This window comes from Bacillus sp. GBSW19 (genome assembly GCF_002998655.1).
Taxonomy (GTDB): Bacteria; Bacillota; Bacilli; order Bacillales; family Bacillaceae; genus Bacillus.
Window position 1 is genome coordinate 1 of sequence record NZ_PVRF01000010.1, and the last position, 1,031, is coordinate 1,031.

General features: G+C 36.0%; 1 tRNA gene and 1 rRNA gene. Both read left to right on the plus strand.

The features are described 5' to 3' along the window. The first annotated feature begins 7 nt into the window (after nucleotides 1-7). Nucleotides 8-123 (plus strand): 5S ribosomal RNA (rrf, locus tag C6344_RS18685). Nucleotides 124-905: 782 nt separating this feature from the next. Beyond that, a tRNA-Val gene (locus C6344_RS18690) sits at nucleotides 906-981 on the plus strand. Nucleotides 982-1,031 lie beyond the last annotated feature (50 nt).

Here is a 1,031-nt window from a genome sequence, read left to right on the forward strand (position 1 = left end):
CATCAGGTTTGGTGGCGATAGCGAAGAGGTCACACCCGTTCCCATACCGAACACGGAAGTTAAGCTCTTCAGCGCCGATGGTAGTTGGGGGTCTCCCCCTGTGAGAGTAGGACGCCGCCAAGCTTTTCTAAGGATCAGTTCCATACGGAACTGGTCTTTTTTGTTTTTTTGAAAAAATTACTTCTATTAAATCACTTTGTAAAGTGAGAAGTGATGATTTAGTAAATGCCTCATCGATAAGTTGATCTTTCCGTCCGTCTCACTTTCATGTATTTTCATTGAACAACGCAGCTGTTGTTTATGGGTCGGCCGTTCAATTCGTTTAGGATGAAGATCAAAAGCATAGAAAGCAGCTAATAAGAATTTTCTTTGGCAGCCAGATACAGAGGACTGTTTAGAGACACACTAGATGACTGAGTATCGCAACACTTACAGTTGAATTTTTCGCTCGCTCTAAGTAAGAATAAGAAAGAATCAACACTAACTTGATACCCTAGTAACACTTTAATATTGAAGATAGTAAAGAACAGCATCATTTAAGGACATTTTTACATGAAAATGATTTCCCAGAAAAATAAAATAATAAAAGAATTCCTTCTCTAGATGATTTGTATGAGAAGATATATTGAATAAAATAAGCATATAAAAAGCTTGAAAAGGGTAATTTCACATCAATAAAGCTTTATTAGAGCCCTTTTTAACAAAAAAACATAAAAAGATGAAAAAAAGACTTTTAAAATGATGAGACAAGTGGTAGAATTCTTTAGGTGCCTTAACGAAAAGACGAAAAAACAACGTTAAAATAAATTCAAAAATTATTTTAAAAAAGTCTTTACAAACAATATCTTATCGTTATATAATACTATTTGTCGGATCGAGAGACATTCGAAATGACAACACAATATGGAGGATTAGCTCAGCTGGGAGAGCATCTGCCTTACAAGCAGAGGGTCGGCGGTTCGAGCCCGTCATCCTCCACCATATTTATTCTTACATAATGTTAGGATAGATAAAGCCGGTGTAGCTCAACT